Source organism: Clostridium sp. BJN0001 (assembly GCF_022869825.1).
GTDB lineage: Bacteria > Bacillota > Clostridia > Clostridiales > Clostridiaceae > Clostridium.
Map to the genome: position 1 here is coordinate 59,283 of NZ_CP094971.1, position 26,867 is coordinate 86,149.

21 protein-coding genes and 1 CRISPR repeat array (1 of these 22 only partly in view) are annotated in these 26,867 nt (G+C 29.5%); of the genes, 16 read left to right on the forward strand and 5 right to left on the reverse strand.

Going from position 1 to position 26,867, the window contains the following annotated elements; genetic code table 11:
* Nucleotides 1-53: 53 nt before the first annotated feature.
* The 3 genes from MTX53_RS00285 to MTX53_RS00295 form a co-directional block, all read right to left on the reverse strand.
* Complete coding sequence (locus MTX53_RS00285) at nt 54-1,649, reverse strand: ATP-binding cassette domain-containing protein (protein ID WP_244834198.1); 1,596 nt, start codon at nt 1,647-1,649, stop codon at nt 54-56.
* 101 nt (nt 1,650-1,750) lie between these two features.
* Nucleotides 1,751-3,448: an ABC-ATPase domain-containing protein gene (locus MTX53_RS00290; protein ID WP_244834199.1), complete on the reverse strand. Its 1,698-nt coding sequence runs from the start codon at nt 3,446-3,448 to the stop codon at nt 1,751-1,753.
* Complete coding sequence (locus MTX53_RS00295) at nt 3,448-4,041, reverse strand: DUF1836 domain-containing protein (protein ID WP_244834200.1); 594 nt, start codon at nt 4,039-4,041, stop codon at nt 3,448-3,450. The genes MTX53_RS00290 and MTX53_RS00295 overlap by 1 nt, the downstream gene beginning before the upstream one ends.
* A gap of 219 nt (nt 4,042-4,260) precedes the next feature.
* On the opposite strand from MTX53_RS00295, the gene MTX53_RS00300 reads away from it, so the two are divergent.
* From MTX53_RS00300 to MTX53_RS00355, 12 genes are all read left to right on the forward strand, one after another.
* The gene (locus tag MTX53_RS00300) at nt 4,261-4,908 is read left to right on the forward strand and encodes a hemolysin III family protein (protein ID WP_244834201.1); all 648 of its coding nucleotides are present in this window, start codon (nt 4,261-4,263) and stop codon (nt 4,906-4,908) included.
* 87 nt (nt 4,909-4,995) lie between these two features.
* The gene (gene proB, locus MTX53_RS00305) at nt 4,996-5,802 is read left to right on the forward strand and encodes a glutamate 5-kinase (RefSeq protein ID WP_244834202.1); all 807 of its coding nucleotides are present in this window, start codon (nt 4,996-4,998) and stop codon (nt 5,800-5,802) included.
* A 21-nt stretch (nt 5,803-5,823) separates the two neighbouring features.
* Nucleotides 5,824-7,071, forward strand: a complete 1,248-nt coding sequence (locus MTX53_RS00310) for a glutamate-5-semialdehyde dehydrogenase (protein ID WP_244834203.1) — start codon at nt 5,824-5,826, stop codon at nt 7,069-7,071.
* Between the two features lie 228 nt (nt 7,072-7,299).
* Nucleotides 7,300-7,539 carry a FeoA family protein gene (locus MTX53_RS00315; protein ID WP_244834204.1) on the forward strand — a complete coding sequence of 80 codons (240 nt, stop codon included), beginning with the start codon at nt 7,300-7,302 and terminating at the stop codon, nt 7,537-7,539.
* 21 nt (nt 7,540-7,560) lie between these two features.
* A complete protein-coding gene (gene feoB, locus MTX53_RS00320) occupies nt 7,561-9,684 on the forward strand; it encodes a ferrous iron transport protein B (protein ID WP_244834205.1) in 2,124 nt (707 codons plus the stop codon).
* Nucleotides 9,685-10,488: 804 nt separating this feature from the next.
* Nucleotides 10,489-10,950, forward strand: a complete 462-nt coding sequence (locus tag MTX53_RS00325; protein ID WP_244834206.1) for a hypothetical protein — start codon at nt 10,489-10,491, stop codon at nt 10,948-10,950.
* 195 nt (nt 10,951-11,145) lie between these two features.
* Entirely contained in the window at nt 11,146-11,706 is a 561-nt protein-coding gene (locus MTX53_RS00330) for a sigma-70 family RNA polymerase sigma factor (protein ID WP_244834207.1), read from the forward strand.
* Nucleotides 11,706-12,800 carry a DUF4179 domain-containing protein gene (locus tag MTX53_RS00335; protein ID WP_244834208.1) on the forward strand — a complete coding sequence of 365 codons (1,095 nt, stop codon included), beginning with the start codon at nt 11,706-11,708 and terminating at the stop codon, nt 12,798-12,800. The genes MTX53_RS00330 and MTX53_RS00335 overlap by 1 nt, the downstream gene beginning before the upstream one ends.
* A gap of 117 nt (nt 12,801-12,917) precedes the next feature.
* Nucleotides 12,918-13,700: an SDR family oxidoreductase gene (locus MTX53_RS00340; protein WP_244834209.1), complete on the forward strand. Its 783-nt coding sequence runs from the start codon at nt 12,918-12,920 to the stop codon at nt 13,698-13,700.
* Between the two features lie 319 nt (nt 13,701-14,019).
* Nucleotides 14,020-15,069 (forward strand): glutamine-hydrolyzing carbamoyl-phosphate synthase small subunit, encoded by a 1,050-nt coding sequence (carA, locus tag MTX53_RS00345; RefSeq protein WP_244834210.1) that lies wholly within the window; start codon nt 14,020-14,022, stop codon nt 15,067-15,069.
* Nucleotides 15,070-15,081: 12 nt separating this feature from the next.
* Nucleotides 15,082-18,297: a carbamoyl-phosphate synthase large subunit gene (carB, locus tag MTX53_RS00350; RefSeq protein ID WP_244834211.1), complete on the forward strand. Its 3,216-nt coding sequence runs from the start codon at nt 15,082-15,084 to the stop codon at nt 18,295-18,297.
* A 186-nt stretch (nt 18,298-18,483) separates the two neighbouring features.
* Nucleotides 18,484-18,723, forward strand: coding sequence for a hypothetical protein (locus MTX53_RS00355; protein WP_244834212.1), 240 nt, complete (start codon nt 18,484-18,486; stop codon nt 18,721-18,723).
* A gap of 21 nt (nt 18,724-18,744) precedes the next feature.
* Here MTX53_RS00355 and MTX53_RS00360 read toward each other — a convergent pair whose 3' ends face one another.
* Nucleotides 18,745-19,845 (reverse strand): HD-GYP domain-containing protein, encoded by a 1,101-nt coding sequence (locus MTX53_RS00360; protein WP_244834213.1) that lies wholly within the window; start codon nt 19,843-19,845, stop codon nt 18,745-18,747.
* Nucleotides 19,846-19,992: 147 nt separating this feature from the next.
* Entirely contained in the window at nt 19,993-21,891 is a 1,899-nt protein-coding gene (locus MTX53_RS00365) for a glutamine synthetase (RefSeq protein ID WP_244834214.1), read from the reverse strand.
* 280 nt (nt 21,892-22,171) lie between these two features.
* Here MTX53_RS00365 and murI point away from each other — a divergent pair, with 280 nt between their 5' ends.
* The 4 genes from murI to MTX53_RS00385 are packed head-to-tail and all read left to right on the forward strand — an operon-like array spanning nt 22,172 to nt 24,561.
* A complete protein-coding gene (gene murI, locus MTX53_RS00370; protein WP_244834215.1) occupies nt 22,172-22,948 on the forward strand; it encodes a glutamate racemase in 777 nt (258 codons plus the stop codon).
* A gap of 27 nt (nt 22,949-22,975) precedes the next feature.
* Nucleotides 22,976-23,494, forward strand: a complete 519-nt coding sequence (locus tag MTX53_RS00375) for a peptidylprolyl isomerase (protein ID WP_244834216.1) — start codon at nt 22,976-22,978, stop codon at nt 23,492-23,494.
* 29 nt (nt 23,495-23,523) lie between these two features.
* Entirely contained in the window at nt 23,524-23,889 is a 366-nt protein-coding gene (locus tag MTX53_RS00380; RefSeq protein WP_244834217.1) for a DUF3783 domain-containing protein, read from the forward strand.
* The gene (locus MTX53_RS00385) at nt 23,890-24,561 is read left to right on the forward strand and encodes a helix-turn-helix transcriptional regulator (protein WP_244834218.1); all 672 of its coding nucleotides are present in this window, start codon (nt 23,890-23,892) and stop codon (nt 24,559-24,561) included.
* A 384-nt stretch (nt 24,562-24,945) separates the two neighbouring features.
* A CRISPR array of direct repeats spans nt 24,946-26,867; the repeat unit is 37 nt; unit sequence ATTGAAGAGGAACATCCATTAAAACAAGGATTAAAAC (it continues 659 nt past the right edge of the window).

The following is a 26,867-nucleotide window of genomic DNA, read 5'->3' on the forward strand; positions in this document are numbered from 1 at the left end:
ATAAATAAAAGGGTGTAACACTTCTCTCGTTACACCCTTTTTTGTATCTAATTTTATTTATTATTATTTAAGAAATTAATAAATTCATCAAATGCCATGTTTCTGTCTATTATAGATCCGTCATCATTTATCTTTATTATTCTATTTGCAATTGTTTGAACAAATTGATGGTCATGAGATGCAAAGATTAGATTGCTGTTAAAATCTCTTAAACCATTATTTAAAGCAGTAATTGATTCAAGATCAAGATGATTTGTAGGCTGATCAAGCATAAGTACGTTAGCATTTGAAAGCATCATCTTTGAAAGCATACATCTTACCTTTTCTCCTCCAGATAAAACATTTGATTCTTTTAAAGCTTCTTCACCAGAGAATAACATTCTTCCAAGGAATCCTCTTATATAGCTTTCTGATTTTTCCTCTGAATACTGTCTAAGCCAGTCAACAAGAGTTAAATTACAATCATCAAAGTATTTAGAATTATCACTTGGGAAATATGATGTAGTTATTGTGATACCCCATTTAAATGATCCTTCATCGGCTTCAAGCTCACCTGCAAGTATTTTAAAAAGCGTAGTTATTGCAATTTCATTTCCAACAAGGGCTGTTTTATCGCCTTTATTAAGAAGAAAACTTACATTATCTAAAACTTTAACTCCATCTATTGTTTTTGATAAATTTTTAACTTCTAAAATATCATTTCCGACTTCTCTTTCTGGTTTAAAGCCTACAAATGGATATTTTCTGCTTGATGGTCTTATATCATCAAGTTCTATCTTATCTAATAATTTCTTTCTTGATGTAGCTTGTTTCGATTTTGAAGCGTTGGCACTAAATCTTGCTATAAAGTTTTGAAGTTCTTTAATTTTTTCTTCTTTCTTTTTATTCTGATCTTTTGCCATCTGAAGTGCAAGCTGACTTGATTCATACCAGAAATCATAATTTCCTACGTATAATTTAATCTTTCCAAAATCTACATCAGCCATATGTGTACATACTGCATTTAAAAAGTGTCTATCATGGGAAACTGTTATTACAATTCCCTCAAAGTTCATAAGGAAATCTTCAAGCCATGTAACGGCATCTAAATCAAGACCGTTAGTGGGCTCATCTAAAATTAATATTCCAGGATTTCCAAAAAGAGCCTGAGCTAAAAGAACTTTAACTTTTTGAGATTCTGTAAGTTCAGACATAAGCTTTGTATGTATATCTGTTGTAATTCCAAGTCCTTGAAGTATATTTGAAGCGTCTGATTCTGCTTCCCATCCGTTTAAATCTGCAAATTCTCCTTCAAGTTCTGAAGCTTTAATGCCGTCTGCATCTGAAAAATCAGGCTTTGCATAAAGTTCATCTTTTTCTTTCATTATTTTATAGAGCTTTTCATTGCCCATTATTACTGTTTCTAAAACATTGTAGCTGTCGTATTTATAGTGGTCCTGTTTAAGTATTGACATTCTTATGCCAGGGTCTATAATAACTTCTCCAGTATTAGGCTGTATTTCACCTGATAAAATTCTAAGAAATGTACTCTTACCAGCGCCATTTGCACCTATAACACCATAACAGTTTCCTGGAGTAAATTTTAAATTAACTTCATCATATAGTTTACGTCCACCGAATCTTAAACTAACATTTGATACAGTTATCAATATTTCATACCTCATTTCATATTTTTATATGGCTTAAAATAGCCAGTTATCAAATATTATATCATATACTACAGTGATAAAAAACGGAAATTTTAATAAATTTACATTTTTAAATCCCTGAACCTTGATATACATGATATAATGTCCTGCTTTCTTACCATTGCAAGGTTATATAACTTAAAATTACCTGAAAATAGAAAATTAAAGCCATCTTTTTGAAGAAGATTTAAAACTTCATCTGCAATTTCCTGTACTGTTTTTTTATTATCTGCAAGCTTTTCGTCAATATATTTAAGAATGTAACCAAGACATAAAAGCTGTTTAGAATCACAAATCTGTTCAACATATGACATGTCTATAGAGGACCTATTTATTAATATATTTTGTGCAGTAGCTTTTATTTTTACTCCCTTTTTTGAGATTGGAATAAAACCTTTTTTTATAACTCTAGTAAATTTTATATTTATGTTTTCATTAGAGTCTTTTATTCTTTTTAATATATCTCCACTCATTAAAGATTTTGCATCTAAGGTAACATCATAAGGGATGTAATTGTCCATTTTAATAACGGTATCTGCGATATCAAAGTAACCTCCAAAGCTTCCAACAACAATTACTGATGATATGCAAAGCTCTTTATATATAAGTTTTGCACGTTCTATAAATGGAGTTATAGGTTCTTTATCTTTTGATATTAATTTCTGCATTAAATCATCACGTATCATAAAGTTGGTTGCAGAGGTATCTTCATCAATAAGAAAAAGATTAGTTAAAGATTCAATAGCTTCAATTATATTTGCAGCCTGTGATGTGCTTCCACTTGCATTATCAGTTGAAAAAGATGTGGTGTCTTTTTTATTTGGAAGATTATTAATAAAGAGGGATATATCATCGTTATCTATGTATCTACCATCTTCTGCACGAATTTTCACAGCGGTTTCATCAGTAACTAAGTATTCTCTGCCGTCACCTTCTATATGATTATAGATACCAAGTTCAAGTGCTTTTAAAAGAGTTGATTTTCCGTGGTATCCGCCTCCTGCAATTAGTGTTATTCCTTTTTGTATACCCATTCCAACTATTGTACCTGCATGAGGGAGAGTTATTTTAACTTCCATAGATTTAGGTGATACAAATTTTACTGCTGATTTTAAAGGATTTTGTGATATTCCACTTTCACGAGGAAGAATTGAACCATTTCTTATAAATGCAATTAGATTTTTTTCTTTGATTTCTTTTCTTAAATAAAATTGATCTTCTGAAAGATTAATACGGTTTTCTATTTCCTTTTTATTTAAATTTTTGTATAATAATGTATTATCAATTATTTTAGGAAGAACACTAAAAAATATTTTTTTAAGTTCATCTGAAAGAATAGTCCTTCCTCGTGCTGGAAAACCAATTTCAAAACCAACTTCAATATATTCATCTGTAATAGATAAAGCAGATTTTTCAATTATTTCTTGACCACATGAAGAAATTTTTATTAGTCCGCTTTTACCAGAACCACTTAAATATGGTAAATATTTTTTTATATTGTTCGAAAAAAGACGTATAAGATAATCTTCAAGAGATATTTTTTTATATTTCTTATCATATAAATTATATGGAAACATTGCATAGTCATTTTTTACAGAAACTTTTACTCTAGATGGAGAGGCGAAAGGATCTGATTGTATATGTTCTAGTGAAAGGATAAAATAATCGAAGTCATAAGAACCTTTTAAGGATTTATATTTAGGGTAGCCTTTATGATTTATGGAAGTTAACATATCTTTTAAATAGGAACTACTTTTCATTATTTATCCTCCTTATCTGCGTTAAAGAAATTATCAATCATTTTTTCTGATGCGCGTCTATACATATTACTCATATTTACAAAAGAAAGAATAAGAAGAAACTTCTGATAAAATTCATCGGAAGAATCAAGATTTTTATTCATTAATTTTTCAATATTTGTACATACTAATTCTGAAGAATTTTTAAATTCATCTGTATTTAATTTATATAAATCAAGATATGTTTTATATAATTCTTCAAGCGGATATGCTGAGTCGTCTTCTAAAGATTCAACAATAGGCAAAAGAAGTGATTTAATATCATTTAATGATAATGAACCTTTAAGATTATATATAAGACTCATAAGTATAAGATGGTTTTTTGTATATTTTTTATTTTTTATTTTCATTAAAAGATGATCTTTAGCATAATTATTAATCATTGTTTTAGTTAAGACTTTATCATCAGGATATCTTTTTGTATCAGAAAGCTTTGTTTCAAAAAGCTGCATAACCTGATCCATATATAAATCTATATCAGGTATGTCTGAAGGATTTAAATTATTATTTTTGGCTGCTTCATTTATATAAGCATCTGTATTTATATTATTCAAATGTATTCATCTCCAAATCTAGTTATTAAAACTATATGATATAACATATAAGCTAATATTAATAGAAAACAGGAGAAAATTCAAGTATATAAAAGATATTTTGAAATATTCAGAAGAGGTAACCATAAACGAGCATTGAATTATAACTATTAATGTGAGATAGTTATATCATAATAACAAGTAGTTTTTAAAACTATATATTGAATGGAGGATATATATATGAATAAATATTTAAGAGAACCTGTAAATTGTCTAACTCATTTAACTGGTGCGGTGTTATCGCTTTTTGCACTTATTGCAATGATAATAAAGGCATATACAAGTAACTCATCAGTAATTACTATTGTTTCTGTAATAATCTTTGGAGTAAGCATGATCCTTTTGTATAGTGCATCTGCGGCATATCATTCTGTAATTGCAAAGCCTCAGATAATAAAAATATTTAAAAAAGTAGATCACTCTATGATTTTTATATTGATTGCTGGTTCATATACTCCGTTTTGTCTTGTTGCATTACACGGTAAAATAGGACTTGAACTTTTTATTGCAGTATCAGCATGTGCAGTACTTGGAATAATATTTAAAATATTCTGGGTTACATGTCCTAGATGGGTAAGCAGCACAATGTATATAGCAATTGGATGGTTTGCAATATTTGCATTTTTCCCTATAATGCATGCAATTTCAACACTAGGTATATTTTATCTTGTACTTGGAGGAGTAATGTACACAATAGGAGGAGTTATATATGCACTTAAAACAGATAAAATAAGAATAGGATGTTTTGGCAGACATGAAATATTTCATGTTTTTATAATGATAGGAACATTGTGTCATTTTATATGCATATTTAATTATGTAATTTAAATAAAATGAATTGATTACATCTTAAAGCTATAGTAAGATTAATAATGAAACAAACGGAAAGTAAATTATTAAAGGGGATGTAAAATAATGGCCTTTCGAGATCAGCTTAAGGATGTAAAAAGAATAGTTGTTAAGGTTGGTTCATCAACACTCACATATTCTAATGGAAATATTAATTTAAATAGAATAGAGAAGCTCACACGTGTTTTATCTGATATAGTTAATTCTGGTAGACAGGTAGTTTTGGTATCATCAGGTGCAATAGCAGTTGGAGTAAACAAACTAAAACTTAAAAAGAAACCAGAGTCTATACAGGAAAAGCAGGCAGTTGCATCTGTTGGACAGTGTGAGCTAATGCACGTTTATAGTAAATTTTTTGGAGAGTATAGTCATATCGTAGGTCAGGTCTTATTAACAAGAGATGTTATTGAAGACCACCACATAAGAAAGAATGTATGCAATACATTTGAAACTCTTTTAAATAAAAATATAATACCTATAGTTAATGAAAATGATACTGTAGCAATCGACGAGATTGAGAATATAGTACGATTTGGTGACAATGATAATTTATCAGCAATAGTATCAAAACTTATAAATGCAGATCTTCTTGTGATTTTATCAGATATAGATGGTTTCTATAATGATGATCCAAGAAAAAATAAGAACGCTAAGCTTTTAGATGAAGTTTTAGAAATAACTTCTGAACTTGAAGATTGTGCCAAAGGAGCAGGTACAATTCTTGGAACTGGAGGAATGGCAACAAAGATTATGGCAGCAAAGATGGCTACAGAGGCAGGAGTAAATATGGTTCTTGCAAATGGAAGTGAACCGCATATTCTTCTTAACATATTAAATGGGGATGATGTCGGAACTTTATTTGTAGCCAAGTAAGAAGGGGGATTATTTATTACTATGAGTTATTTATTAGATATTGCAAAAAAATCAAAAGAATCATCTTATGATATGCTTTGTGCTTCAACAGAAGATAAGAATGAAGCATTAAAACTTATGGCAGATGAGCTTATGAAAGCAGAAGATGAAATATTAAAAGAAAATAATGTAGACTTAAAAAATGCAGAAGAAAAAGGTACTTCACAGGCAATGCTTGATAGACTTTCACTAAGCCATGAAAGACTTAAATCTATGGCAGATGGACTTACTCAAATAGTAAAGCTTGATGATCCTGTAGGAGAAGTAATTTCAATGTGGCAAAGACCTAATGGTTTGCAGATAGGAAAAAAGAGAGTTCCACTTGGGGTAATTGGAATTATCTATGAAGCAAGACCTAATGTTACATGTGATGCTGCAGGACTATGTATAAAGTCAGGAAATGCAGTTATTCTAAGAGGTGGAAGTGAAGCTATAAATTCTAATAAGGCGATTATAAAAGCACTTAAAAAAGGAATTTCGCTTTCAAAACTTCCTGATGATTCATTAGCACTTGTTGAAAATACTGATAGAGAAGCAGCAAATCAGATGATGAAACTTAACGGTCTTATCGATGTTCTAATACCAAGAGGAGGAGCAGGACTTATACAGGCTGTAGTTAAAAATGCCACAGTTCCTGTAATTCAGACAGGTATAGGAAATTGTCATATATACGTTGATGAAAAATGTGATTTTGAGATGGCTAAAAATATAGTAGTAAATGCTAAAGCATCAAGACCTGCTGTATGTAATGCGGCAGAAAAACTTCTTGTAAATGAGAAAATAGCAAAAGATTTTCTCCCAATAGTAGTAAAAGCTTTAAGAGAGAATAATGTTGAAGTAAGAGGAGATCAAAAATCTCAAGTAATAATTGATGACATTATAAAAGCTGACGATTCAGATTGGTCAAAAGAATATACAGACTATATTATCGCAGTAAAGATAGTTAAAGATATTGATGAAGCGATAAAACATATAAATAAATTTGGAACAGGACATTCTGAAGCAATAGTTACAGACAGCTATAAGAATTCTCAAAAATTCCTTCAGAAAGTTGATGCAGCAGCTGTATATGTAAATGCGTCTACAAGATTTACAGACGGCGGTGAATTTGGATTCGGAGCTGAAATAGGAATAAGCACTCAAAAGCTTCATGCAAGAGGACCAATGGGACTTAAAGAACTCACAACTACTAAGTACATAATCTATGGAAATGGCCAGATAAGAAAATAGATTAATAAAAAAGAACTAAGACTGTAGTAGCCTTAGTTCTTTTTTTATGGAAAATAATAATATTCCTCTGGTCAGCTCATAGGGTTGTAGCTGCCAGAATTTTCAGAATATTTATTTAATTTAATTATAACATATATAAAAAGAAAATACAAATCGAACGGGTAACTATTTACATTTTTACTCATATCCTAATATTAATGAATAGTTATTTACTGAAAGGTGAAATAAATGAACAAACAAACAGAAGTATTAAGTGAAGTTCATATGCATAAAAAAGCGGTAGTAGTTTTAATAGAATCAAATAAAATACTTAGAAGAAGATTCTTTGATTTAGGAATAATTGAAGATACGATTATAGAGCCTTTATTTAAAAGTCCTATGGGAGATCCAACAGCTTATCTTATAAGAGGTGCTGTAATTGCACTAAGAAGCGATGAGGCAGAATATATAAGAGTATCATTATTGTAAAAATTGTGAGAGGAGTATTTAATGGGTCTTACTAAAAATTCTACAGGAATAGAGATAGTTAAAGACGTAACTAAAGGAAAAGGCAGTGATTTAACTATTGCGCTTGCAGGTAATCCTAATGTTGGTAAAAGCACTGTGTTTAATGCAATGACAGGGCTTAATCAGCATACAGGAAATTGGTCTGGAAAAACAGTTTCAAATGCACTTGGAAAATATATTTACAAAGATAAAGCAGTTACTGTAGTTGATCTTCCAGGAACATACTCTCTGCTTTCAGATTCAGAAGAAGAGGAGATTGCGAGGAATTACATCTGTTTTGAAAATCCTGATATAGTTGTTGTTGTAGCAGATGCAACATCACTTGAAAGAAATTTAAATCTCTTTCTTCAAATTTCTGAAATGACGGATAATGTCATTTTATGCGTTAATCTTATTGATGAAGCAAAAAAGCGTAATATAAATATCGATATAGATATGCTTTCTAATATATTAAATGTTACTGCTATAGAAACTGCGGCAAATAAAAAAATAGGAATAGAAGATTTAAAAAATGAGATTAATAATATGAGCGTAAGAGGAAGCAGAAAATCAAAAGTAATTAATTATAGTGAGAAGATAGAAAAAGCCATTTATGAAATCCAAAATTTATTAGGCTTTATTAATGCTACAGACAAAAAGCTTAGATGGATATCTTTAAGACTTCTTGAGGGAAATGAAAAAATAGTAAATATATTAACAGATACTTTTTATATATCAAAAGATATAATAAAAAAAATAGATTTAATAAGAGAAAAGACAAATCAAAATATGAAGGATAAAAGTGTATCGTCTGAATTAATAAGAACAATAATAAAAGAAGCAGAATCGGTAGCAAAGAAAGTGGTTTCAAATAAAGAGTCATATGATAAAAAAAGTTATAAGATAGATAAAATCTTAGTTTCAGAAAAATTTGGAATCCCAGCGATGATACTTTTGCTTATATTAATTTTATGGATAACAATATCTCTTGCAAATTATCCATCAGAACTTCTAAGCATTATGTTCGCTAAAATTAAAGAGTATCTGATAAATTTACTAATAAACAGCAATACACCTTTATGGATTCAAGGAATGCTACTTGATGGAGTATACTCAACACTTACATGGGTTATATCAGTAATGCTCCCACCTATGGCGATATTTTTTCCTATGTTTACGCTATTAGAGGATCTTGGATACCTTCCAAGAATTGCTTTTAATCTTGATAAATGCTTTAAGAGATGCTGCTCATGTGGAAAACAAGCTCTTACTATGTGTATGGGGCTTGGATGTAATGCAGCAGGTATAATTGGATGCAGAATTATTAACTCTCCAAAGGAAAAATTAATTGCTATACTTACAAATGTATTTATGCCATGCAATGGAAGATTTCCAACACTTATTGCTATATCAACTGTTTTTATAGCTGCAGTTTTAGGAAGTAAGGCAGGAAGTATAATGGCAGCAGTAATTGTTGCAGGTGTAATTGTGCTTGGAGTTTTGACAACGCTTCTTGTATCAAAGATATTATCAAAAACAATATTAAAAGGAATACCATCTCATTTTATTTTGGAACTTCCACCATATAGAAGACCACAGATAGGAAAAATACTTGTAAGGTCTCTTATTGATAGAACACTTTTTGTACTTGGAAGAGCTGTTGTAGTTGCAGCACCAGCAGGTATAGTAATATGGCTTTTTGCTAATATATATATAGGTGATGCTTCTCTTCTTACTTTATGTGCAAATTTTTTTGAACCTTTTGCAAATCTTATAGGTGTGGATGGATATATTGTAGTAGCATTTATTTTAGGTCTTCCTGCAAATGAAATAGTTATGCCAATACTTATAATGAGTTATTTAAGACAAAAAACAATGGCTGACGTTGATTCTATTTTAGGACTTAGAGATATTTTAGTTTCTAACGGATGGACACTTTTAACTGCAATAAACGTTATGATACTTTGTCTTATGCACTTTCCTTGTGCAACCACTCTTTTAACTATAAAAAAAGAAACCAAAAGTATTAAATGGACAGTTATTGCATTCTTAATTCCTACCGTTCTTGGAATTTTAGTGTGTCTATGCACAACATTTTGTTATAATGTTATAAAGGCAATAATTTAAATAAATGACAAAGGACAAATGAGGAATTTTCTGCTAGGTCGCAGAAATTTAGAATTGATAATGTGTTAATTGATAATTGTGGTTGTTTCTGCTTAGACGCAGAAACTAAAATATATGGGGGCTGTCGCATTAGCAATTTAAAATTGCTATTGGCAAGCTCCTTTTTAAATAATATTTCATTTTAAGTGGCTAAATAATTAACTTTGGAACAACAACTGTTATTGTGCAGTTTTTTTGTGCTGGTCCATCATAGGTATGGTCAAATGTTCTATCAAAATACCATGGTTTATTCTGTACAAGTTTAATTGTATGCTCACCTGGAGTTAAATCAGGTACTTTAAATATGACATAATTATGTCTACCATCAACGTCATGTCTAAGAAATAATTTTGAATCTGTAGATCTTCCTATATAGTTATTGTCTACATTTACAGCACAGTTATCAAAAGCATTAGTAACATAGTCAGTTACAATGAGTACAGTTTGACTATGTAAATAATATTTACCATTTTGCTCTTGTAGATCTTCTCCATTACCATTTTTAAATTCTCCAACTTCAGTTATTCCAAAGCCCCATCCTACATAGTATTAATTCTTGTAGATGCACTTACTTTTGTAACTACACTTAAAGACATAAGTAATACAGAAAATAAACAGATAGACATTACTTTGATTAATTTTTTCATATACTATTCCCCCTTTAAAGTATATAATATACTTATTTTCTTTTTTTTTTCAATTATTATATTTTTTAGTTATTATACGATAATAAATTATAACTAAATTTAATAAAGGAGAATATCTATGATTAATTTAAAAAAAGTAACAGAGAACATTATAAATAGTAACACCATTATAAAGAATGATGAAAATAATAATTTAAATCAAAATAACATTGCTAAATCAGATAATCAAAATATCAATACTGATTCAATAGAAATAAGCACCAAAGCCAAAACAATTGCAGAACAGAAAGAAAGTATAGATATATTTAATAAAACTTGTGAAGAAATGAATTTATCTCCTGAAGATCAAAGCAATATGTCTATAGACTATTTTTTCACTTGTGCAATAATGAAATCTAAAGGAATGCAAGTGCCGTTTCTTAATTTTAGTAATAAAACAACTACCTTCTCATTTATAGATAAAATAAAAGATTTTGCAACAAAAATTATTAAAAATGATATACAAATAGGACCTGTTCAAATTGATAATAGTTTTTTAGATTTTTGCGACAAATTCAAAAAAAATCTATCTCAAAAATAAATCATAATTTTTTTATTTTATAAGGGAGAACCTTCTCCCTTTGATCCTCTGATTAACGCATCCCATCATAACTCTGACAAGCTCCGGTATATATCCTTTGAAATTGTTATTTTAAAAAATAGTGAGAGAAAAAATTCTTTTTTACGTTATATTATATGTAAAAGCTTTTATGGAAATAAAAATGTGGAGGTCATTATGAAAAGCAATGAAAAAAATTATATTAGGCGGCTTAAAAATAAAAAAGAAGATGCGTTAGAATTTGTTGTAGATATGTATCTTCCTTTAATAAAATCCGCCGTATATAAAGTCTTATCTTCACTTAAAAAAGATGGCTTAATAGAAGAATGTATAAATGACGTATTTCTTTCTATTTGGAATAATTCAAGCAAGTTTAAGGGAGAAGAAGACGACTTTAAAAAATGGATATATAAAATATCAAAATACAAAGCTATAGATTATTACAGAAAAGAATGTAATAAAAACACACAGGAAATAGATGAAAATATGTATTCATCTAATGATACTGTTGAACAGAACTTAATAAATAAAGAGAATAGAAAAGAAGCGCTTAATCTTATTAATAAATTAGAAGAGACAGATAGAAAAATATTTATTATGAAGTTTTTCTTAGGAGATAAATCAGAGGCAATTGCTCAAAAGTTAAATTTAACAAGATCTGCAATAGATAATAGAGTTTACAGGGCAAAAAAGAAACTTTATAAAGATGCAGATATTATAAGGGAGGCGAATCTTTAATGAAAGATATATATGAATTATTAAATGATATAGAAGTAGATGATAAAGAAATGAAAGAAATTGAAGTTTCAGAAATTGAAAAAGAGAGAATAAAAAAGACACTTAGAAAGAAAATAAAAAAACAAAGCGTATTAAAAAAAGCTGTTATTGCAGCAGGACTTTCATCTGTATTTGTTTTAGGTGCAGTTTCATTTTCAATGAATAATCCTGTTTATGCAGAAAGTATACCGGTTATAGGCGATATATTTACATTTATTAATAGGGAAAATTCTAAGCTTTATTCAGGGTATCGTGAAAATGCAAATGAAATTAATGTAACAAAAGAAGATAAAGGAATAAGCATAACAATAAAAGATGCTATTTTTGATGGCAGAACATTTACTTATACTTATGAAATAAAATCAAATAAGGATTTAGGAGACAATATAACATTATCATCAGGACCTAGGATGATAAAAGATTATAGAGGAGGACTTGCTGGATCTTCAGGAGTAAAAAAAGTTTCAGACTGCACATATGTCGGTCAAGACGCATATACAATTAATGAAAAAAGAGACAGTATAGATTTTTTAATTGATATAGATAAAATAATTGATGAAGATGACTCTTCAATAATAACAGGAAACTGGAAATTTAATATAAATCTTGATGCTATAGAAGGTAAGACAACAGAAATAAATAAAGGTATAGAAAAAGATGGAATAAAAGTTAATATAGATAAAATTACTGAAACACCAATATCATGTATTGTTGAATATTCATACAAAGTATCAGATGATATTAAAAATAAGTTCTTTAATAGTCATGTAGGTTTAGATGCAAAAGATAATCTTGGGAATGTATATGAATCGGAAGACGATGGTGCTTATGGAAATACAAATGATCAAATATATCATGCAACAATTACTTTTGAAAAAATAAATTCTGATGCTACAAAACTTATTTTGACACCAAAAGCAGATTTATCTAATACAGGTGGCGGAGTATCTGGAGATGAAAACGGAGTGACAAAAGATTTAACACCTGTTATTGATGAAAATCATCCTGAAAGAGAAGAATTTACAATGGATGATATAGTTATAGAACTTAAGTAATTTATTAAAATAAGAAAGTTTTTTAATCTAAAGATTGAGGAACTTTCTTATTTTTTATATCTTTTTTATGAGCAAAGCTTTAAAATTAATATAGAAATATTTTAAGGAGAATCTATTATGAAGGATATTAATAAGTATACATTAATAACAGGTGCAAGCTCAGGATTTGGTTTTGAATTTGCAAAAATATTTGCTAAAGGTAATCACAATCTTATACTTATAGCAAGAAATATTCAAAAGTTAAAGTCTGCAAAAGAAGATATAAAGAGCTTATATAATGTGAATGTAGAGATATTATCAGTAGATTTATCTGTAGATAAAGCATGGGAAAAGATAGCTTGTTTTGTGGATAAAAAAAATATTGTTGTGGATTATCTTATAAATAATGCAGGGATAGGTAGCTTTGGATATTTTAAAGATGAAAAAGAAGGCTTTGAAGAAGAGATTATAAACATAAATATTACTTCATTAACTAAGCTTACAAAATATTTCTTTAAGAAAATGGCATTAAGAGGAGAAGGAAATATTTTAAATGTTTCATCAACAGCTGCATTTGTAGGAGGACCTAAAATGGCTCTTTATTATGCAAGTAAAGCTTATGTATTATCACTTACAGAAGCACTTCATGAAGAGGGAAAAGAGTTTAATGTTAATGTGTGCTGTTTATGTCCTGGCGCAGCTGACACTAATTTTCAAAAAAATGCAGGTATAAAAAAGTCGGACTTAGTAAAGAATTATTTAATGAGTGCTGAATTTGTAGCAAAAATAGGAGTGAATGGTCTTATAAAAAAGAAGGCAATTATAATTCCAGGGTATAAAAATAAATTGTTAATTTTTATAAATCGGCTTATATCTCGTTCATTTTCAAGGAAAATAATATTCAAATGTAATAAAAATTAATAAAAAGTGAATAAAAATACATAAATTATTTAAAAATATCTTGACATAGAGATTACTATATCATAAAATGTATTAAAAGGAATTAATAAAGTTAAGATACACTTTAACTTGGTCCAGTGAGGCCAGAAAGGGAGTATAACTATGAAATTTTTATATAAGGTATTTTTTAATACTTATTTTAAACAACAGTATACATATAAAAGAAAGATAGTGAAGAGAGCGTAGTTATGGTCTCTTTATTATCTTTTATTTTTATAAGGGTATAGAGTAGCTTCTAAGGTGTAATTTTAGCAAAAATATTTTTATAGGAGGCTTGAGCATGAAGGCAAAGCTTATATTGGAAAATGGTATGATTTTTGAAGGTAAAGCCTTTGGTTACCTTAAAGAAAGCGTTGGGGAAGTAGTTTTTACAACAGGGATGACAGGATATCAGGAAGTTTTAACTGATCCATCTTATTATGGTCAGATAGTAACTATGACATATCCTTTAATCGGAAATTACGGAATTAATCTTCAAGATATGGAATCTCAATCTGTAAAGGTCAGTGGATTTATTGTGAGAGAAAAATGTGATTCTCCAAGTAACTTTAGATGTGAATTTGAACTTGATACTTTCTTAAAACAGTCAAAAGTAATAGGACTTGAAGGAATTGATACAAGGGCATTAACAAAAGTATTAAGAAATAACGGAACAATGAAAGGAATAATAGCATTAGAAGACATTGATGAAAAGACAGTAAAAGAAAAGCTTGATTCCCTTTCTCTTAAAGATGCAGTAAAGGAAGTTACAACAAAAAAGAAGTACATAATTGAAGGAACAGGAAAACATGTTGCTGTTATAGATTATGGTATTAAAAATAATATATTAAGAAACTTCAAGAAAAGAGGATGTAAACTTACAGTATTCCCTGCAACAGCATCAGCACAGGAAATATTAGATGTAAATCCTGATCTTGTATTCTTATCAAATGGACCTGGAGATCCAAGAGACTTAGATTATGCAATAGAAAACATAAAACTTTTAATTGGAAAGAAACCAATAACAGGAATATGTCTTGGAAATCAGCTTATCGCACTTGCTTTAGGCGGAAAAATTGCAAAATTGAAGTTTGGTCATAGAGGATGCAACCATCCTGTTAAGGATCTTGAACAAAATATGGTTCATATTACTTCTCAGAATCATGGATATGTTGTTGAAACTCTTCCAGAAGATATGGAAATAACACACGTTAATATAAATGATGGAACTTGTGAAGGAATGAAACATAAGTCTCTTCCAATTTTCTCAGTTCAGTTCCACCCAGAAGCATCAGCTGGTCCAAAAGACAGCGAATATATATTTGATAAATTTTTACAATATGCACTATAGGAGGTTAGAAATATGCCATTAAATAAAAGTATTAAAAAAGTTTTAGTTATAGGTTCTGGTCCTATAGTAATAGGTCAGGCAGCAGAATTTGATTACTCAGGTACTCAGGCCTGTGAAGCATTAAGATCAGAAGGAATAGAAGTTGTACTTGTTAATTCAAATCCAGCAACAATAATGACAGATAAAGAGGTCGCAGATAAAGTATATTTAGAACCTCTTACTGTAGAATTTGTTGAAAAAGTTATTGCAAAAGAAAGACCAGATAGTCTTCTTGCAGGAATGGGCGGACAGACAGGATTAAATTTAGCAGTAGAACTTTATGAAAAAGGTGTTTTAGATAAATATAACGTAAAAGTAATCGGAACATCAGTTGAGTCAATAAAAGAAGGCGAAGACAGGGAACTATTCAGAAATATGATGAACAGAATAGGAGAACCTGTAATAAAAAGTGAAATTATAACAGATTTACAAGCTGGTCTTGATTTTGCAGATAAAATCGGATATCCAGTTATAGTAAGACCTGCATATACACTTGGTGGTTCAGGTGGTGGAATAGCTAATGATAAAGAAGAATTAAAAGTTATTTTAACAAATGGACTTCAGCTTAGTACAATTCATCAGGTACTTCTTGAAAAGAGTGTTAAAGGATGGAAAGAAATAGAATACGAGGTAATGAGAGATTCATACGGTAACTGCATTACAGTATGTAATATGGAAAACATTGATCCAGTTGGTATTCATACAGGAGACAGCATAGTTGTTGCACCATCTCAGACACTTTCAGATAAAGAATATCAGATGCTTAGAACTGCATCAATTAACATCATAAATGCAGTAGGAATTGAAGGAGGATGTAACGTTCAGTTCTCATTAAATCCTGATACATTTGAATATGCAGTAATTGAAATAAATCCTAGAGTTTCAAGAAGTTCTGCGTTAGCATCTAAAGCAACAGGATACCCAATAGCTAAGCTTGCAGCTAAGATAGCTCTTGGATATGGTCTTGATGAAATAAAAAATGCTGTTACAGGAAAAACTTATGCATGCTTTGAACCAGCACTTGACTATGTAGTAGTTAAAATACCAAAATGGCCATTTGATAAATTCTTTGGAGCAACAAGACAGCTTGGAACAAAGATGATGGCAACAGGAGAGGTAATGGCTATAGGTTCAAACTTTGAGCAGGCATTCTTAAAAGGTGTAAGAAGTCTTGAAATAGGTAAATTCTCATTAGACCATAAAAAGTTTAAAGAATTAAGTATGGAACAACTTAAAGAAAGAGTAATGTCACCAGATGATGAAAGAATATTTGCTTTAGCTGAAATGTTAAGACGTGATTATCTTCCTGAAAGTATACATAAAATAACAGGAATAGATATGTTCTTTATTGATAAGTTTAAGTGGATTGTTGATGAAGAACAAAGATTAAAGCTAAGCACAATAGATGATCTTGATAAAGAATGGCTTTATGCTTTAAAGAAAAAAGGTTTTTCAGATAAAGCTATCTCAGATATGCTTAAAGTAAATCCTGATGATATTTATAAATTAAGAGATATATGGAATATAAAACCTTCATATAAAATGGTTGATACATGTGCAGGAGAATTTGAAGCAGTTTCACCATATTATTATTCAACATATGATAAGTATGATGAAGTTAAGGTATCAAACAATAAAAAGGTAATAGTAATAGGATCAGGTCCTATAAGAATAGGTCAGGGAATAGAATTCGATTATGCATCTGTTCACTGCGTAAAAGCACTTAAAAAGCTTGGAATTGAAACAATAATAGTAAATAATAACCCAGAAACAGTAAGTACAGATTTTGATATTTCTGATAAGTTATATTTTGAACCTCTTACTGAAGAAGATGTTTTAAATATTATAGATAAAGAAAAACCAGACGGAGTAATTCTTCAATTTGGTGGTCAGACAGCAATAAAACTTGCAAACTTCTTAAAGGAAAAGAATGTTAAGACTCTTGGAACTACTGCAGATCAGATTGATATGGCAGAAGATAGAGAAAAATTCGATGAACTTCTTGAAAAACTTGATATTTCAAGACCAAAGGGTAAGGGAATCTGGTCAATTGAAGAAGGACTTGAAGAAGCAAGAAGACTTGGATTCCCAGTACTTGTTAGACCTTCATATGTAATTGGAGGACAGGGAATGGAAATTACTCATGATGAAGATGAGCTTACTTATTATCTTGACAATGCATTTGCTAAGGATAAGAAGAACCCTATTCTGATAGATAAATATCTTATGGGAAGAGAAATAGAAGTAGATGCGATTTCAGATGGCAGCGATGTATTAATTCCAGGAGTAATGGAACACTTAGAAAGAGCCGGAGTTCATTCAGGAGATAGTGTTACAATGTATCCAAGTCAAAATATTGAACCTTTCATGAAGGACAAAATTTTAGACTATACTAAAAAGCTTGCTTTAGAAATCGGAATTACAGGAATGATAAATATTCAGTTCATAGAATTTGAGCAGAATTTATATGTAATTGAAGTAAATCCTAGAGCATCAAGAACTGTACCATATATAAGTAAGGTAAGTGGTGTACCTATAGTTGATATAGCAACAAAAGTAATGCTTGGTGAAAAGCTTAAAAATTTAGGATACGGTGTTGATATCTATAAAGAACCTAAATTAGTATCAGTAAAGGTACCAGTATTCTCAACTCAAAAGCTTCCAAACGTAGAAGTATGCCTTGGACCTGAAATGAGATCAACAGGAGAAGTTTTAGGAGTAGGAAGAAATGTTCATGAAGCCCTTTATAAAGGATTTATCGCAGCAGGAATGTATCCATCAAAAGAAAAAGGTGTAATCCTTGCTACAGTAAATAAACATGATAAGAAAGAATTCCTTCCAATAGCAAAAGAACTTGCAGAAGTAGGATATAAATTCATCGCAACAAAAGGAACATGCAAATTATTAAAAGATGAAGGAATTGATGCTGAGGAAGTAAGAAGAATAGAAGAAGAAAAACCTAATATACTAGATTTAGTTAAACAAAGAGACGTAGATTTAGTTATTAATACTCCTACAAAAGGAAATGATTCAACAAGAGATGGATTCTTAATAAGAAGAGCTGCTGTTGAAAGAAATATAGGTGTAATAACTGCTCTTGATACATTAAGAGCTATTGCAGATGTAGAACTTCTAAAGCTTGATACAAGAAAAGATCTTGAAGTTTTTGATATAGCAGAAGGAAAATAAAGAATACAGATTTTAAGTTAGAAAAATCTATAAATGGAGGTTTTAGGCGATAAAGCTTAAAACTTCTGTTTTTTATTGCAAAAAATTGTCATATATTTAGATAAAATATGTTGACAAGGGAATATATGTTCGGTATAATAAAAACATAAAATATAAGAACATATGTTTGCAAAGAGGTGATATGCTGTGGTTCAAGATAATTTTTTTGTTAGGCTACAATGTAAAAATATTAATGATGTGAGAAGTTTAATAATACAAAAGCACGAAGGAATAAAGAAGAAGAGTGGTAAGTACATAATGTGTTCAGGCAAGCATAATAAAGAAGGATGGACATTAATATTTAATGTGAAAAGTTCTAAAGAAGCAGAAATGATAGCGGATTTAAATCCATATATAAATAAAGTTAATGAATCTCTAAGAGTATAATCTCTTAGAGATTCATTAACTTTATTTCATATTTGCAATGACTATTGAAGGATTGTTTATTAAATCCAAAGTCTTTCCAATATTACCTTTTTCATTACTTTTTATTATTTTAACAATAGGTCTTAATGGATAGTTTGGAAGTGTTTTTTCAACTTGTGCCATATCTCCATTACTTAAATCAACTATTGTTCCATGAGGAAATGGAATTGCTATTCTACAAAATATTGTTAAGAGTTCTGGATCAAAAAGTGTACCAGAATTACTCATCAAGTATTCAAGAGAATCTGTTGGTATAAGTGCTCTTTTATAAGCTCTATTTGATGTAAGAGCATCATAAACATCAGCTATACATACTATCCTTGCAAACCTTGATATATCTTTTCCTGATTTTTTGTATGGATAACCATTTCCATCATAATGTTCGTGATGTTCAAGAACAATTTTTTTACTAGATATATTAAAATAAGGATTATCTCTTAAAAATTCATATCCAAGTTCAGAATGTTTTTTTACTGTCTCAAATTCCTTTTTTGTAAGCTTTCCTGGTTTAAGAAGTATACTTTTAGGAATAAAAGCTTTTCCAATATCATGTACAAGAGCACCTATACATAATGAAGTAAGGTCTTGTTCATTCATATTTAAAGCAATACCTAAAGTAAGAGAAATAATCGCAACATTAAGACTATGGGAATATGTATATATATCCATATTTTTTAAATCAACAAGTGAAAATATAACGTTATTGTTATTAGCTATGCTGTTAATAATGTTTTGAGCAATTTGATTTATTGAATTAAAATATTCGAGCTGTTTATCATCAATTTCTGATATGGTTAATTTATTATTATCATAACGTATACAAACTCTCTCAATATCTGAAAAAACTTCTTTAATTGTATGTATTGATTTACATATTAGTTCAGGTTTAATAATGTCTTCAACTTCGTAAAGACTGTATTCATCTATTATGTATGCTGAGGATATATGTAGACTCCTTAATTTATTTATTAACGAATCAGTAAGTGCAATTCCTGACTTTATAAGAATTTCACCGTCATAATTATATATGTTTTTGGCTAGTACAGAATTGTTTTTTAAACATTCAACAGGGACCAGTCTCATAATTATACAGTCCTTTCATAAGAAATAATTAAGTATCACAGATATTATAGCATATAAATGTATAAAAATGTTAAAATAGCCAACTAAAAATAAACTGTTCTATAATTATACTCTAATTTATAGAACAGCTTATTTTTAAAGATGTATTTAAATGTCTAAAAGATTCTTTTTATACTGTGAATATAGATTTCTAAGGGCATCCATTTTATCTTCAAGTTCAAGATAAAGTCTTGAAGCTTCTTCGAAGTCTTCATTAGAGAAAGCTTCTTTTATCTTTGTGAATAATCCTTTTTTAGTATATGTATCTTTCATTATATATTGTCTTAAATCATGTATCTTCATCCATCTTGATATATCAAGATCAAGAACCTTGTCAAGAGAGTGAAGAGGTACAAATGAACGAATTTCATCCATATAGTTATTTATAACTCTGTGAGATATTTCAGTATTCCATCTTTCAAGAGCAGCAAGCTTAAAGCTATGTAAAATCATATCTGTAAATACGTCATTTCTCTTTAAGCATTTGATTTTTTCTTGGTTCTTATCAAGCTGTGAAATATTTTCATAAACTGTAGCAGGAGCTTTTCCGAAGAATTTGTCTCTTTCTGCTTCTGTAAAGTCTTCAAATATATTATCCTCAGTTCTGTATTTACGAGATTTCTCAAGATAATCTGCACTGTCTCCAGCTTCTTTTGATAATTCCTTAAGAAGTTCTGCTTCTGATTTATTGCTATTTGCAGCATATAATATACCATCAAGCATAGCCATGCATGTAACAGCCATTGCAAGATAAGTATTAGTATGAGGATTTGGTGAACGAAGTTCGAATCTTGTTGCCATTTGAGAATGTTCATCTCTTATTAATCCAGCAAGAACTGTTCTGTTTCTTGAAGGAATTTCAGGTGCTCTTCCAAGTGATGTAACAACACATATTGGAGCTTCAAATCCTGGTTTTAATCTCTTTAATGAATTGTTTGTTGAAGAGATAAATGGATTCATTACTTCGTAGTTTTTAAGAATTCCCATTATGGCACCATATCCTACGATACTTAAGAATTGATCCTTAGGTCCATTAAATATGTTAATTCTTTTTCCATTTTTTAATTTTATTATGATACTGAAATGAGTATGCATTCCTGAACCTGCAACTTTATCAATAGGCTTAGCCATGAATGTAACATCAAGACCATTTCTTCTGAAAGTTTCTTGTATAAGAATTCTTACGAAAAGTTCATTATCAGCAGCCTGAAGTGCATCAGCATATTTCCAGTCAACTTCCATTTGTTCCATTACGTGATCATAATCACCAGAAGAATTTACTTTGGCTTTTACACCACCAACTTCTTTATGACCCATTTCTGGTTCAAAACCATATTTATTCATTAATATAAGAGTTTCTTCAAGAGATGTTCTTACAGCACCCTTAGTACGTGTCCAGTAATGTTCATGTAGAACCTGTGAAGTAGAAAGTTCTTCAACCTGAGCTACATCATTTGGAGTCTTAACCCAACATTCAAGTTCTGTAGCAGAAGTAACTCCGATATCTTCTATATCATCAGCAGTAATATTAAATACTTTTAAAGTATTTGGATGTTCTTTGAATATTTTCATAAGATTTTCTTTTATTGCTTTTACGGCTGATACAAGAATGTGTCTTGAATCAACTGGCTTGTTGTTGTGATATAAAAAACAAGGAATTCTAAGAGTTCCTACTGGCTTATTAGTTTCTGGATCTATATAGTTATAATTATAATCTATAAGCCATTTGCAGTGTAAATCTGTTATCATATCAACTTTTGCATCATCAAGAGTTGCAATTCCTGGAAGAACAACTGATGAACCATCTGTCTGTATTGCTACGCCTTCAAGAAAAGAAGGTAAGTCTTCTAAGAAAAGTTTGATTGGAATTTTTTCATCAGTATCATTTCCTGATAAATCTATTCCAACGAAAGATGCAAATTTTATCTCCGGATGGTTTTTTAATATTTCTCGTATATCTGTTTCGTTATGATTTTCTTCAAGTATTACATAAAGTAAATTATCCATAAAATACTATATCACAGTTAAAACTGTAATATCTGTCACATCCTTTCTATAATATCGAACAAAAATACAAAAATATATATTAATGTTCGCATAAGTCTAATAAAATTTTATTATAACAACCAGTTGATGTCAATATCCTTCATTAATATTATGATATTTAAAAATATATGACAATTATAGATAGAAAAATTACTTCAATTATAGATTTATTGCTAATAAAGTAATAAAATATGTATTAGATATTTATTTGAAAAATATTAAAGAGTGGAGTGAACGCACTTTGGATATAAAAGATAAACCTATAGGATTTTTTGATTCAGGGGTCGGGGGGCTTAGTGTTTTAAGAGAAGCGATAAAGCTTCTGCCAAATGAAAATTTTATTTATTTTGGTGATTCAAAAAATGCACCATACGGTGTAAAAAAACTTTCTGAAGTTCAAAATCTTACAGTAGAAGCTGCTGAGTTTTTGTACAGCAAGGATGTAAAAGCGATTGTTATTGCCTGTAATACAGCTACAAGTGCTGCAATTGAGATTTTAAGAAATAAATATAAAGATAGTATTATTATAGGTATAGAACCAGCTTTAAAACCTGCTGTTGAACTAAAAAGAGAAGGAAAAATTATAATAATGGCAACGCCTATGACACTTAGAGAAAAAAAGTTTAAGAATCTTATGTTTAAATACAAAGATGAAGGTGACATAGTTTCTCTTCCATGTCCTGAATTAGTTGAATTTGTTGAAAGAGGAATTTTAGAAGGAGAGCAGCTTTCTAAATATCTTAAAAACAAATTTAGCGAATATTTAGATGAAAAGATTGCCGCAGTTGTACTTGGATGTACACATTATCCATTTGTTAAAAATACTTTATCAAAAATTATTGGAAATGATATACCAATAATTGATGGAGGATTTGGAACAAGTAGTGAATTAAAAAGACAGCTTGCCGAAAATTCATGTTTTTCTGACAGAAAATGCAAAGGCAGTGTAAAAGTATATAATTCATTAAATGATAAAAATATAATTGATTTCTGTTATAATCTTATTAATACAAGATAATAATAGATACTGAAAGGAGATTTGATTATGAAGAAACCAATAGTTACAATAGAAATGAAAGATGGAGGAGTTATTAAAGCAGAACTTTATCCTGATATAGCAAAAAATACAGTAAATAATTTTATAGATCTTATAAATAGAGGATTTTATGATGGAGTAATATTTCATAGAGTAATTCCTGGATTTATGATACAGGGAGGAGATCCTGATGGAACAGGCATGGGTGGCCCTGGATATTCTATAAGTGGAGAGTTTACTTCAAATGGCTTTCAAAATACTTTAAAACATACTAAAGGAGTATTATCAATGGCAAGAACAATGATGCCTAATTCAGCAGGAAGCCAGTTCTTTATAATGACTGAAGATGCTCCACATTTAGATGGACAGTATGCTTCATTTGGAAAAGTAATTGAAGGAATGGATGTTGTAGAAAAGATAGTAAATACTAAAAGAGATATGGATGACAGACCATATGAAGATCAAGTAATGAAAAAAGTAACAGTTGATACATTTGGAGAAAAATATGATGCACCAACTACAATTTAAAATATAAATAAAGATGGGGGGATATTTCAGTGAAAAAATGTGTATTAGTTTATGGATTGAAAGATTCAGAAATAAGAAAAATAGAGAGACTTAGTATAAAAGTAGTAAAAGTTACAAATAAAAATTTACTTATGACTATAGGGGATCTTCTTAATAATTGTAAAGTCAGCGCTGATACATTTTCAAAATTGAAATCAGATGAAAAAGCAGTGATTTTTGATGGATTTACTGATAATGAACTTCAAAGTACAATAAAAACCATAAGAACATTTCTGCAAGGTGGTGTTTTAGCGGTAGTTACAGAAAGCTCGCGTAAATGGACTTTTAAATATCTTGTAGACCACCTAGTAGATGAAAGAGAATGGTTTAAGAAGAATAATCAGGGGGACAATTAAATGAGCAGAGTTGGAGATAAAATAAGAGCAGCAAGAGAAAAAAGTGGTTTTACGCAGAAAAATTTTGCTAAAAAGCTTGGAGTTGCAGAAAAATATATAAATGAATTAGAATCTGGAAGAAAAGTTGCAAATGAAAGCTTTATACAGAGAGCTTCAAAACTTTTAAAAACAGATTTAAATGATATAAGCATGGTAGTAACTGATGAAGAACTTGTAAAAGAGAGAAAAGCTTTTGAAAGTATGCCTAAAAAGAAAAGCAAAGAAAGTGCTGAAGTATGGACTGATGCATTTGCTTCAGTATTAAAAAATGTTCCTATTTATGATTACAGCCTTAAACAGACTTATGGAACAAAAGAAATGGCAGTTCATTCAAATAAAGTAGAAGGATATCCTCAGGATAAAGTTTTATATTTAAAAGTTCAAGATGATGAAATGAATGGATTTAGAATGCTTAAAGGTGATATTGCTTTTGGACATAAAATAAAAGAACTTACAAATAATGGTTTTTTCCTTGTTGAATACAAAGGAGAAAGAAAAATAAGACAAGTAAAAACTCTTGGAAATTCAAAAATTTTATTAGTAAGTAATGCTGGATCACTTAGAACTGAAACAATGGAAATAAAATCAGTGATTCCAATTGCTAAAATAGAAAAAGTTGAAATAAATCTTTAAAAATAAGTTTTAATAAAAGAGCGTGTCACATTAGTATTTAAACTAATTGCACCACGCTCTATTTTTATAAAAAATTACATTTATATATAATATTATTATTTAGAAAAATATATACATATTTACTAAATAATTTTAAATATAGTTGATAGACGGAAAAATAATAGTATAATATAAGAAGAAGGTTAATTATATATAAATTTTTCAAAAAATAGATTTTGTTTTTTGAACACTTGATGAATACTGGCTTTAGAGCTATTTATGGGTATGTAAAGCTATATAAAAAAGCTTAAATTAGTATGCTTTTTTTATAAAAAAACTCAATTCTAAGCTAGTCTCAAAATTGGTGTGAGCAGTTAGAAATAGCGGGGTTTATTAAATTTTGCTATTGAAGAGGAACATCCATTAAAACAAGGATTAAAACTTAGTCACTTTCTTTTTAGCCATTTTCTTTTTTTCTATTGAAGAGGAACATCCATTAAAACAAGGATTAAAACATGGATATTAATTACAATATAACACCATGTGTTACGATTGAAGAGGAACATCCATTAAAACAAGGATTAAAACTTTAATAAATCTGCAATTGTATATTGTTTTAAATGATTGAAGAGGAACATCCATTAAAACAAGGATTAAAACTTCCGCATAATGCAAAAGGAACAAATAACTGGCGATTGAAGAGGAACATCCATTAAAACAAGGATTAAAACTTTATCGACACCGCTGACTCAGATGGTTTAATTCCATTGAAGAGGAACATCCATTAAAACAAGGATTAAAACTTTACCATGTATAATTACAGATTTTAAGTATGGCGATTGAAGAGGAACATCCATTAAAACAAGGATTAAAACTTAATACAGATAATTGGTTAGATATAGATGGGAGCATTGAAGAGGAACATCCATTAAAACAAGGATTAAAACCCGACTCCAGTAGGTAATACTACTAATGCATTTCTGATTGAAGAGGAACATCCATTAAAACAAGGATTAAAACTCCGCTGACTGATGAAACGCTAACAAAAAAGCGAGATTGAAGAGGAACATCCATTAAAACAAGGATTAAAACACAATTTATATTCCACACTTTGCTTATGCTGATACTATTGAAGAGGAACATCCATTAAAACAAGGATTAAAACAAGATAAGTATTTTAAATTTGAAAATACTTATGGTAGAATTGAAGAGGAACATCCATTAAAACAAGGATTAAAACCTTGATAGGGATCTTAAAGAGAGGTGAAGCATTTGAATTGAAGAGGAACATCCATTAAAACAAGGATTAAAACTACTAATAAATGGTAATATATATTTAGAAGAAAAAATATTGAAGAGGAACATCCATTAAAACAAGGATTAAAACTATATGATGGAACAGTTAAATCCTGAATATTTGAATTGAAGAGGAACATCCATTAAAACAAGGATTAAAACGAGAAAACTCAACAATGGTGCGAAAGCACGTAAAAGATTGAAGAGGAACATCCATTAAAACAAGGATTAAAACTATTATTTGTTCCTTTTCTTCGCCCTATTATTAACCAATTGAAGAGGAACATCCATTAAAACAAGGATTAAAACGCGATATTATACAGGCGATACACGCAATACAAGAAATTGAAGAGGAACATCCATTAAAACAAGGATTAAAACGGTTCTATAATTATAATACAGATGAAAAGGAAGTTAAATTGAAGAGGAACATCCATTAAAACAAGGATTAAAACGCAAAAGCTACTACAGAAGCACTTAAAAATCAGCTAGATTGAAGAGGAACATCCATTAAAACAAGGATTAAAACTAGAGTTGCCAATAGGTAAAAGTGTAGTGACTTTTATTGAAGAGGAACATCCATTAAAACAAGGATTAAAACTCTTTCAATCATTTTCTCTATATGATTCAATAGACATTGAAGAGGAACATCCATTAAAACAAGGATTAAAACATATACTCCTTGAGATAATTGAGGAGCTTATACATATTGAAGAGGAACATCCATTAAAACAAGGATTAAAACTAGTAGATGAGGATGATATAAAAGAAGCAGAACAATATTATTGAAGAGGAACATCCATTAAAACAAGGATTAAAACCAACTACTAATTTAGTAAAAGTAGCATGTGAATAATTGAAGAGGAACATCCATTAAAACAAGGATTAAAACCAGAAAACATAGAATCTACTACAGAAGTAGCAGATGATTGAAGAGGAACATCCATTAAAACAAGGATTAAAACATACTAATAGAGTATTTCTACTGAATCCTTCATTATTGAAGAGGAACATCCATTAAAACAAGGATT

Excerpts from the sequence above, each read along its gene's own strand:
- MTX53_RS00290 (WP_244834199.1), bottom strand. The coding sequence starts at position 3,448 with ATGAAAAGTAGTTCCTATTTAAAAGATATGTTAACTTCCATAAATCAT.
- MTX53_RS00300 (WP_244834201.1), top strand. The coding sequence starts at position 4,261 with ATGAATAAATATTTAAGAGAACCTGTAAATTGTCTAACTCATTTAACT.
- proB (WP_244834202.1), top strand. The coding sequence starts at position 4,996 with ATGGCCTTTCGAGATCAGCTTAAGGATGTAAAAAGAATAGTTGTTAAG.
- MTX53_RS00310 (WP_244834203.1), top strand. The coding sequence starts at position 5,824 with ATGAGTTATTTATTAGATATTGCAAAAAAATCAAAAGAATCATCTTAT.
- MTX53_RS00315 (WP_244834204.1), top strand. The coding sequence starts at position 7,300 with ATGAACAAACAAACAGAAGTATTAAGTGAAGTTCATATGCATAAAAAA.
- feoB (WP_244834205.1), top strand. The coding sequence starts at position 7,561 with ATGGGTCTTACTAAAAATTCTACAGGAATAGAGATAGTTAAAGACGTA.
- MTX53_RS00325 (WP_244834206.1), top strand. The coding sequence starts at position 10,489 with ATGATTAATTTAAAAAAAGTAACAGAGAACATTATAAATAGTAACACC.
- MTX53_RS00330 (WP_244834207.1), top strand. The coding sequence starts at position 11,146 with ATGAAAAGCAATGAAAAAAATTATATTAGGCGGCTTAAAAATAAAAAA.
- MTX53_RS00335 (WP_244834208.1), top strand. The coding sequence starts at position 11,706 with ATGAAAGATATATATGAATTATTAAATGATATAGAAGTAGATGATAAA.
- MTX53_RS00340 (WP_244834209.1), top strand. The coding sequence starts at position 12,918 with ATGAAGGATATTAATAAGTATACATTAATAACAGGTGCAAGCTCAGGA.
- carA (WP_244834210.1), top strand. The coding sequence starts at position 14,020 with ATGAAGGCAAAGCTTATATTGGAAAATGGTATGATTTTTGAAGGTAAA.
- carB (WP_244834211.1), top strand. The coding sequence starts at position 15,082 with ATGCCATTAAATAAAAGTATTAAAAAAGTTTTAGTTATAGGTTCTGGT.
- MTX53_RS00360 (WP_244834213.1), bottom strand. The coding sequence starts at position 19,845 with ATGAGACTGGTCCCTGTTGAATGTTTAAAAAACAATTCTGTACTAGCC.
- MTX53_RS00365 (WP_244834214.1), bottom strand. The coding sequence starts at position 21,891 with ATGGATAATTTACTTTATGTAATACTTGAAGAAAATCATAACGAAACA.
- MTX53_RS00375 (WP_244834216.1), top strand. The coding sequence starts at position 22,976 with ATGAAGAAACCAATAGTTACAATAGAAATGAAAGATGGAGGAGTTATT.
- MTX53_RS00385 (WP_244834218.1), top strand. The coding sequence starts at position 23,890 with ATGAGCAGAGTTGGAGATAAAATAAGAGCAGCAAGAGAAAAAAGTGGT.